Origin of the sequence: Natrinema pallidum DSM 3751 (genome assembly GCF_000337615.1) — an archaeon.
Lineage (GTDB): Archaea > Halobacteriota > Halobacteria > Halobacteriales > Natrialbaceae > Natrinema > Natrinema pallidum.
In genome coordinates this window covers 1-8,740 of record NZ_AOII01000008.1, presented here as the reverse complement: position 1 = coordinate 8,740, position 8,740 = coordinate 1, and the positions used below count along the sequence as shown (strand labels likewise).

Sequence of the window (8,740 nt, the reverse complement as noted above, 5' to 3'; positions counted from 1 at the left end):
GGGAGAGGGTCTGTTGGCGGTGAATGTTGGTACACACTCACACAATGGTCCACGTTCGATGACACACGGATCGTCGACCGATCGGGCGTCACCGAACTACCAAGGCTAACATCAGATCCCATCTGTACGGCGGACCGCAGGGGTGGAATCCTCATCTCGTGCGGATGTATTCGTAGGCCGTCTGGGGTACATAACCCCTTCGGACTGAACCCATCCAAAGCAGCGGAGTGCACCACGCACGCCGCCTCTTTCTTCGTATATAATCACAATCGCTGGTTACTACTTAAGGCCTACGAACCATAGGTCCGGAGATAGATAGTAACACACACCGAGCGAACGACTTACTGTTCCACCGATACCGACGTTGGCTGGGTCGCTATCGGATAGCTGGCCGGTTGATAAACACAATTGAGGTACTGCAGTCGAATCGAGAACACTGTGTCGGATCGAGTGATGGTCCGGTTCGTCTGTTTCATACCAGTCGCTAGCGGTCAAATGGCCCTGCAAGTGGAACGTTTCTCGAAAAGGGAAATTACCTTCCATGGGCCCTGACGGATTCGAACCATCGACCACTCGGTGTCTCACACGACCTCACACAGTCAGGTCGCGTTATGAGCCGAGCGCTCTAACCAGACTGAGCTAAGGGCCCTTGCGCTTGAAGGAAACCGTGGAATATAGTTAACCCTTACTCTCTGTCGCGCTCGAGTCGCTCAACTCGAGCGATCGCACCGCGGGGTGACGGAGCAGGTAGCCGGAGTCAGTGGTGAGGCTGCACTTCGACGTGCGCGGTGCGAGCCGGGAAGCGGCGAATCACTGTCGGTGGCAGCGGAAAGGGGCGAGTCGAGACCGAGACGAGGGCTGAATCAACGGCCGTCGCGGCTGGGAGCGTCCCTCAGTAACTCGCAGCGGTCGTCCCGTGGGTCCGATTCCGGATACGCGAGCCCGATCGCTGCCGCGAGGAGTCGCTTCGTGTACGCGCGCTCGGGATTTGTACAACTCTGCGGTACCCGACTCCACGAGTCGACCGTCACGTATCACGGCGATGCGATCGGCGAGGTGGCGGACAAGACCGAGATCGTGGCTGACGAGGACGAACGCACAGTCAATCGCGCCTGGAGGTCGAGAAGCAGGTTTCACACCTGCGCACGAACGGGAACGTCGAGCGCGGCCGTCGGTTCGTCGAGGACGATCAGCGACGGCTCGATGCGCGATCGCACGCGCAAGCGCGACCCGCTCGGCCCACGGAGAGTTGGTGAGGACGGCACTGGGCGTGGCGCTCGTCGAGTCCGACGAGGGAGAGGAGCGACTCGATCCGTTGGCGTCGCCGCTTCCGACGCGCTCCGATTGTAAAGGTGTACTTGGACAAGTAAAATATTATTTTGAGATTAGTTCGGATCGGTGACACGCGCTGCTCGGCATCGATCGAGCGTGTGACGGCGCGGACGGCTACTACCCGCCACGGCCAAAATGGGGGACGGGACGGTCGTTCAGTCTTCGATCCCGTACTCGACCAGCGACTGATCGGTCCCGTCCGTGCGATGTCGCGTCGCTAACCCGGCGAGATGTGGGGCTTCGGGAACGATCAGTTCCTTACAGGCGGTTTCGCAGGCGCTTTCGCTACCCGGGAGACAGAAGACCGGCGTCTCGACCGCGAGTCCGGCCGTCGCACGCGAAGCCATCGCTCGAGTACCGACCTCGTCCCACGAGAGGGACCGGAACAGTTCGCCAAAGCCCGGCAGTTCGCGCTCGAACAGGGACGAGACCGCCTCCGGCGAGACGTCGTCGGCGGTGACCCCCGTCCCGCCGGTGGTACAGACTACGTCGATGTCCCGACGTGCGACCAGTCCGCGGACCGCGGTCCGGATCGCCGAGTAGTCGTCCCGGACCAGCAATCGCTCTCGAACCTCGTGGCCCGCGGCCTCGAAACAGTCACGGATGGTATCTCCACCCGGATCGGCCGGGTTCTCGTCGCCCGCCCGCGAACTCGAGACCGTGACGATCCCGACGTACAGCGGATCGATGATGTCGTGGCCGTGGTCGTCGGTACTCCGTCGGTCGTCAGTATCGCTAGTCATATATCCATAACGCCGGCGGAGGGGGATAATCTCTCCCCCGATGGCCGCGATCGACCGCGGACGGGTTCACTGCTCGATCGGGACGGGAATCCAAGCCGTCGGAACGAGCGACGGCCGGTAAATCGGGAAGAAGCGCCGAAGCCAGGACTCGAACCTGGGACAACCTCGTTAACAGCGAGGTGCTCTACCATCTGAGCTACTTCGGCCCATCATCGGATAGTCGGGTGTATTTAATAGGGCTTTCGTTTTCCCCGCATCGGGTTCGATACCCTTTCACGCACTGCTCGAGTACGCACGCCCAATGAGCGAGGAGGACGGCGACGGCGTCGATCACGGTCCCACGAGCAGCCACTGCGGCGACCACACTGGTGGCGAGACCGACGATCGGGACGGTACTCGCGATCTCGAGCAGGTCGTGGCGGCGGTTCGCGATCGAGTCGATCCGGACGAAGACGAACGGACGCGGCTTCGCGACGTCGCCGATCGGCTCATGGAACGGGCCGAAACGGCGGCGGCGGAACTGTGTGCCGACACCGACGTCCTACAAGTCGGCTCGACCGCCCGCAACACCTGGATCAGCGGCGACCGCGACATCGATATTTTCGTCCGCTTTCCACCGTCGCTCGACCGAGAGACGTTAGCGGACTATGGTCTCGAGGTCGGCCACGCCACCATCCCCGACGGCCACGAGGAGTACGCCGAACATCCCTACGTCAAAGGGACCGTCGAGGGGTTCGAGATCGACGTCGTCCCCTGTTTTCGCCTCGAGTCGGCGAGCGAGATTCGCTCGGCGGTCGACCGAACGCCGTTCCACACCAGGTACCTGCAGCAACGGCTGGACGATGAACTGGCCGCCGACGTTCGGCTCACCAAACAGTTCTTGAAAGGCATCGGTGCCTACGGGAGCGACCTTCGGACGCGGGGCTTTAGCGGCTACCTCACCGAACTGCTCGTCGTCGAGTACGGCGGGTTTCGACCGTTGCTCGCCGCCGTCGCCGACTGGCAGCCACCGGTCGAACTCGATCCCGAAGAGCACGGCCGGGAAACGTTCGACGACCCGCTCGTCGTTATCGACCCGACCGACCCCGATCGCAACGTCGCCGCCGTCTGCGCGTCCGACAACGTCGCCCGGTTCCAACACTACGCCCGGTCGTTCCTCGAGCGTCCCCGAATCGACGTGTTCGAACCCGACGACCCGGAGCCGCTGACCGAAGTCGACCTGCGGGACCACCTCGAGCGCCGCGGGACCACGCCCGTCGCCGTCCGGTTCGAGGCCCCGGACCTCGTCGAAGACCAGCTGTACCCGCAGCTACAGAAGTCCCTCGACGGTATCACGACCGGCCTCGATGGCCGCGGATTCGATGTCTTCCGTGCGACGGCAGTCGCCGACGAGACCGCAGCCGTCCTCGTCGAACTCGCCGTCAGCGAGCGACCCGCCGTCGAGCGCCACGAGGGGCCGCCGGTCCACGTCCGCAACCACGCGGAGGGGTTCTACGACGCCTACGTCGACGATTCCGACGCCTACGGTCCCTTTATCGAGGGCGGCCGCTATGTCACCGAGCGCAACCGGGCGTTCACGACTGCCCGCGAGTTCCTCGAGAGCGACCGGCTCTTCGACGTGGGACTGGGCGCACACGTCGAAACGGCGCTCGAAGACGGCTACGAGGTACTGAGCGGCGACGACATCGTGACGCTGCTCGACGAATTCGGATCGGAGCTCGCCGATTACTTCGCACCGCGTCCCTGAAAACGGCTAGAACTCCTCCGGCGTGGTATCGAGGTCGTGGGCGTCGATAACGTCCTCGAGCGCCGATTCCGCTTTGTCGCCTGGTTCGTCGTCGGGTGCTATCGGTTCCCGCCCGTCGAACGTCTCGTGGACGAGTGCGACGCTGTCCGCGAGGACGTCCAGCCCGTACCCGCCCTCGAGAACGAACGCCAGTGCCGCGTCGGTGTCGGCAGCGAGGGATCGAACGCGGTCACTCAGCAGGGCGTAGGCCTCCGTCGAGAGGCGAATCCGCGAGATCGGATCGTGACGGTGGGCGTCGAAGCCGGCGCTGATCAACAGCAGGTCCGGATCGAAGTCGGTGAGCGCGGCGGTGATCGGTCCCTCGAGTGCGGCCAGATAGTCGCGGTCGTCCGTGCCGGCGGGCATCGGGATGTTCATCGTCGTTCCCTCGCCCTCTCCCGTCCCGGTTTCGTCAACGTCGCCGGTGCCCGGATAGAGCCCCTGTTCGTGAAGCGAGACGAAGAAGACATCGCCCCTGTCGTAGAAGATGTCCTGCGTGCCGTTCCCGTGATGGACGTCCCAGTCGATGATCGCGACCCGGTCGACGTCGTACGCATCGTGGTCGAGGGCGTGCTGAGCCGCGACGGCAACGTTGTCGACGAAGCAAAACCCCATCGCGTTGTCGGAGACGGCGTGGTGTCCCGGCGGCCGGCCGATCGAAAACGGCGTGTCGCGACCGGTCGCACCCTCGAGGGCCGCCTCGGCGGCCCAGCAGGCGAGCCCGGCACTGCGGCGGATCGCCTCCCACGTTTCCTCGACGGCGGTCGTGTCGGGATCCCAACTGCCGCCGCCGTCGGCACAGAACTCCCGGACCGACTCGAGGTAGTCGCGTTCGTGGACGGCCGCCATCCGATCGAGGTCGCAGGGGTCGGCCTCGACGTACTCGACGCCGTGTTTCTTTTTCAGCCGCTCTCGGATCGCCCGTAGCCGGTCCGGCGACTCTGGATGACGCGAACCGGGGTCGTGTGCGAGACAGAGCTCGCTGTAGCCGAACTGCATCTACTCACTCGAACAACGAGAAGTACGTCTCGATGTCGTCGTCGGTGATCGTTCGCCGGTCGGCGTGGTGTGCGAGGATCGCGGCCGCCTGCGCGACGTTGTCCGCGTAGTCCTCGAGAATGTCGGCCAACGCGACGCGGGCGTCCATCGAAACCCGATATCGATCGTCGATCTCCAGCCTGGCGATGCGATCGACCGGAGCGACCGGCAACTCGAGGGCGTCCTTGTCGACGACCGTCTCGACGCCGAAATCCTGGGCCATGAGCGTCTTGCGGCCGTCGGCCGTGGCCTCCCCGGCGGCGTCGATGGCGAGTTCGCTCCCGTGTTCCTGAATCCGCGTTGCGAGTTCCTTCGACGCGTCGGCACTCACCCGAAGATCGCCCGCGTTTCGACGGATGATCGTATCCACCGGGGCGAACGGGAGTTCGACGTTCATATAATCATAGGCGAAGCTGACTCCCTTAACGCTTTTCCTAGGCGGACGATGAGGTTGCTCGCGACCTCAGAATACGTCGTTTGCTTCGAGATGCCCGTCGCGGACGACCCCGCGGGCGGTTACCTCCTCCCCGAGACCGACGTCGGCGTCGGTCGCGACGCTCATCGTCGTCTCGCCGTCGTCGAGAACGACCGGGCTGCCGGCCTGCACGACGACGCCGGTAAACTCGAGTTCCTCGCCGTCGTCGGGATCGTCCGAGCCGGCAGCCGCGCCGGCGGTGTCGGCCGACTCCGTCGCGTCGGTCCGGCCGGTACCGTCCGCCGCCGTCTCCTCGCCCGAGTCGTCCGTGTCGCCGGCGAAGGCCGACAGACCGGCGTTTTCGTCGGTCGAGTTGCTCGATCCGTCGTCGGCAGTGCCGGAGCCGGACGACTCGGACTCGAGAACCGTGATCGTCGACTGCCAGCCCGCCGAGGCCTCGAGATCGTCCTGCCAGCCGTCCTGAATTTCGACGTCGCCGAGTGCGACCTCGTCCCCCGGCCCTACATCGAGGTCGGCCTTGTCGCCCCAGAGGGCGACGCGGATGTCGTCGGTCGCGTCTTGGACACGGATGTTGCGGACCTGTCCCTCCGAACCGTCATCGCGGTCGAACGTCCGCTTCGGGTCGGCCGACCGGACGACGCCCGCGATGTCGACCACGTGATCGATTTCGACGTCTTCGATCGGCGTGTTCTCGGGAACGTACTCGACCGTCGCGTCGATTTCCTCGACGGCACCGCGGTTGCCGACGTGGAGTTCGAGGCTGCCGTCGCGGTCCTTGACGTAGCCGTCGATCACCTCGACGGTGGTCCCGGCCTCGAGCTCCGTGGCGAGGTCCGCTTGCTCGTCCCAGAGCGTGACGCGAACGCGGCCGGTCGAATCCCCGAGGACGAGGTTCGAGACTTTCCCCTCGGAGCCGTCGTCGCGGTCGAACGTGCGGACGCTGTCGGTATCTAGAAGCACGCCGACGAGGTTGACGTTCGAGAGGCCAAGCGAGAGGTCCTCGACGGTGTACGTATCGGAGACCTGCACGTCGATTTCGGTATCCGGGTCCGGTTCGACGTTATCCACGCTGATCTCGACGCCGGAAAAGCCCTCCTTCGGGCGGCCCGCGATCCGCAGGACCTGTCCCTCCTCGAGTTCGTCGATGGCTGCTTCGGCGTGGTCGTCCCAGAAGGCCGCTCGAACGGAGCCGGTCTCGTCCGTGACCTCGACGTTGACGACCTGCCCGTCCTCGTCTTCGCCGTCGCGCTCGAAGGTCCGTTTCTCGCCGATCGAGAGCACTTTCGCGACGAACTTCGCCTCTTCCATCCCGGGTTCGATATCGGCGATGCCGCCGACCTCGCTCTCGCCGACTTCGTGAGCGACGAGCATCGCCGCCGTCTCCTCGTCCGCGAGTCCACCCATCTGCTCGACTTTCGCCTCGACGGCCTCGCGAAACTCCTCGAGAGAAACGTCGGCCTCGAGGTCCTCATATACGCCCTCGATGTCGCTCATTCTATGCTCGTGCATGGTCAGCCCGCGCATAAGCGTTATCCATTGGGTGTCTCGGCACCCGGTCGTGATCGGCCGACAGGAGCCGTATGCGTGCCGTGTTGGCTCGGTTCAGCCCTGCGGAGATTGACCGTCTCGGCAGCGCTTCGGCGGGGAACGAGCGGAAAGTCATACGCCACGCTGGCCGCTTCATCGTATATAAACGTCCGGCGGCGATCGGTATGCTCCTCGCTTTCCGATCGCGGTCATCACGGTCCCGATTCTCGTCGACTCGTCGCATATGCCGGTTCGGACCCCCTCCATCGAATCCGTTCCACGCACTCGGCACTCGGACCGCGTGTCACGTCGCTCGAGCCAGGCCCCGACACTCGAACCACGGACCTGTCGGGGAGTTGCACCGAACCCCCGTGCCGGCGGGCGTCTTTCGAAAGGGCTTTAATGTTCACCGGGGTATGAAGAGATGAGTCCTGATAGGGTAGTGGACTATCCTCTTGGCTTGCGGAGCCAGGGACCGGAGTTCAAATCTCCGTCAGGACGCTCACTTATCGCGGGCGCTTCGCATTGCTCAGCGCCCGCTCTTGGGTTCGGTCCTGACGTGCCCAACGCTCGCTAGCGCTCGCGTTGGACTCCGTCAGGACGCATCTACCGACACCAGACCGAGAGCGATGCGTGGCGCATTAGCGCCACGGAAAGCGAACGGCGAAGCCGTGAGCAGCGAGCGGCTGATGTCGATGAAACTTGTCCGCGGAAATTGGCGAATCAACTCGAGCGAACCGTCCGATAGCCGTCGACGGCTTCAGTCAGGACGTAGCCGACGATCGTCACGCCGATAACGGCCCGTCCGATCGTCCTGAGTTCGATCGTTGCGATGGTCTGCTCACCGGTAACGGCGAGGACAGCACCTGTGACGAGGAGGATGATGAGAACCGCGAGATATCGCCATCGTGCGGACGGTGGCACGTCGCTGCCCTCGTTTCGGAGCGCGAGGTACAGATGGCCGCCGCCGAGTGCGATCCCGTAGAATACGAGCACCATTGCGATTTCCACCATGTCTGAGTTGAAACCGAGGACATACGCCACAAAACCAGCCACGGGTACCCCCACGAACGCCAGCAGTATGGCCCCGAGATAGACGACGACTTCGCGGCTGTTCATATCAGAACGAAGCGTGACAGCGAATAAATAACTTCTGTCGGAGTTTCTGCGAGGATAGCGACCGCTCGAGGGCGAAAACTGGGTGAGAGGAGTAAGCCCCCTTCTGTTCGACCCGGCATTCGGCTGAGCGTCCGCGCCGTCCGCGGCGAAGCCGCGGTGCGTTCGGGCTACCACGGCGCGGACTTGCACCGGTGAGGGTTCGCCGTTCCATCGATCCTCGGCCGTCCGTGTGCGGTCGGTCGTGACAGTGCGTGCGACGGCTCGCGCCATCTCACGGCTCGCGGTTCTCGTGCTCGAGGCACATCGAACCGCGTCCACGACCTGTGGGTTCGAACCACAGCTCCGCGACCGCCATCCTCTGCGGGTCAACTCCCCTTCCTCTCGGTCGGGTTCGCGCGCATCATCGGTCGGGCCGAGACGTGTCGTTTCTGTTCCAGAGCCAGCGGTCTCCCGCTCCGGGCTTGCGCCCGGTCACCTGCCCGAACAGGTGGGGGGACTTTCCTCGCATGCGTGATACATCCTGATGGGACGAATCACGTGTCGCCTGACACGACTCGAGGAGTCGCGCCGGGCTGTGGTGATGCCGCCGTTACCGGTGGCACCATCGCGGCAGCCAGGCTCTCTCTCCCAGTCTTCGTAGGGGCCTCTGTGGAATAAGTTCCTCGGTCGTCGGTCGTGTTAACTTAAGCATGATTCCACCAGACGGCGTGGGCTTGGAGCCAGGTTTCTGCGGTGGCTGGATCGACGTGGCTAAAACAG

At 64.0% G+C, this 8,740-nt stretch carries 6 protein-coding genes, 3 tRNA genes, 1 other RNA gene and 1 pseudogene; 2 read left to right on the top strand and 9 right to left on the bottom strand.

Annotation, left to right across the window (positions count from 1 at the left end; all coding sequences use genetic code 11):
* Nucleotides 1-542: 542 nt before the first annotated feature.
* The 3 genes from C487_RS00370 to C487_RS00360 all read right to left on the bottom strand — a co-directional run bounded on the left by C487_RS00370 (nt 543) and on the right by C487_RS00360 (nt 2,281).
* Nucleotides 543-649, bottom strand: a tRNA-Ile gene (locus C487_RS00370).
* An 838-nt stretch (nt 650-1,487) separates the two neighbouring features.
* Nucleotides 1,488-2,075: a MogA/MoaB family molybdenum cofactor biosynthesis protein gene (locus tag C487_RS00365; protein WP_006183666.1), complete on the bottom strand. Its 588-nt coding sequence runs from the start codon at nt 2,073-2,075 to the stop codon at nt 1,488-1,490.
* A gap of 133 nt (nt 2,076-2,208) precedes the next feature.
* Nucleotides 2,209-2,281: transfer RNA gene (locus tag C487_RS00360), tRNA-Asn, on the bottom strand.
* A 95-nt stretch (nt 2,282-2,376) separates the two neighbouring features.
* On the opposite strand from C487_RS00360, the gene cca reads away from it, so the two are divergent.
* The gene (gene cca, locus C487_RS00355; protein WP_006183665.1) at nt 2,377-3,822 is read left to right on the top strand and encodes a CCA tRNA nucleotidyltransferase; all 1,446 of its coding nucleotides are present in this window, start codon (nt 2,377-2,379) and stop codon (nt 3,820-3,822) included.
* 6 nt (nt 3,823-3,828) lie between these two features.
* Here the strand turns inward: cca and C487_RS00350 are convergent, their stop codons facing one another.
* From C487_RS00350 to C487_RS00340, 3 genes are all read right to left on the bottom strand, one after another.
* Entirely contained in the window at nt 3,829-4,860 is a 1,032-nt protein-coding gene (locus C487_RS00350; protein WP_006183664.1) for a histone deacetylase family protein, read from the bottom strand.
* A 4-nt stretch (nt 4,861-4,864) separates the two neighbouring features.
* Entirely contained in the window at nt 4,865-5,296 is a 432-nt protein-coding gene (locus C487_RS00345) for a histone (RefSeq protein ID WP_006183663.1), read from the bottom strand.
* 66 nt (nt 5,297-5,362) lie between these two features.
* Nucleotides 5,363-6,829 (bottom strand): single-stranded DNA binding protein, encoded by a 1,467-nt coding sequence (locus tag C487_RS00340; protein ID WP_006183662.1) that lies wholly within the window; start codon nt 6,827-6,829, stop codon nt 5,363-5,365.
* Nucleotides 6,830-7,290: 461 nt separating this feature from the next.
* Here C487_RS00340 and C487_RS00335 point away from each other — a divergent pair.
* Nucleotides 7,291-7,363 (top strand) — tRNA-Arg (locus C487_RS00335).
* Nucleotides 7,364-7,585: 222 nt separating this feature from the next.
* Here the strand turns inward: C487_RS00335 and C487_RS00330 are convergent.
* The 3 genes and pseudogenes from C487_RS00330 to C487_RS22145 all read right to left on the bottom strand — a co-directional run.
* Complete coding sequence (locus C487_RS00330; RefSeq protein WP_241431040.1) at nt 7,586-7,876, bottom strand: hypothetical protein; 291 nt, start codon at nt 7,874-7,876, stop codon at nt 7,586-7,588.
* 189 nt (nt 7,877-8,065) lie between these two features.
* Nucleotides 8,066-8,537, bottom strand: an RNA gene (gene rnpB / locus C487_RS00375) — RNase P RNA component.
* Nucleotides 8,538-8,664: 127 nt separating this feature from the next.
* Nucleotides 8,665-8,740: pseudogene (locus C487_RS22145) on the bottom strand (IS6 family transposase); the annotation flags it as partial.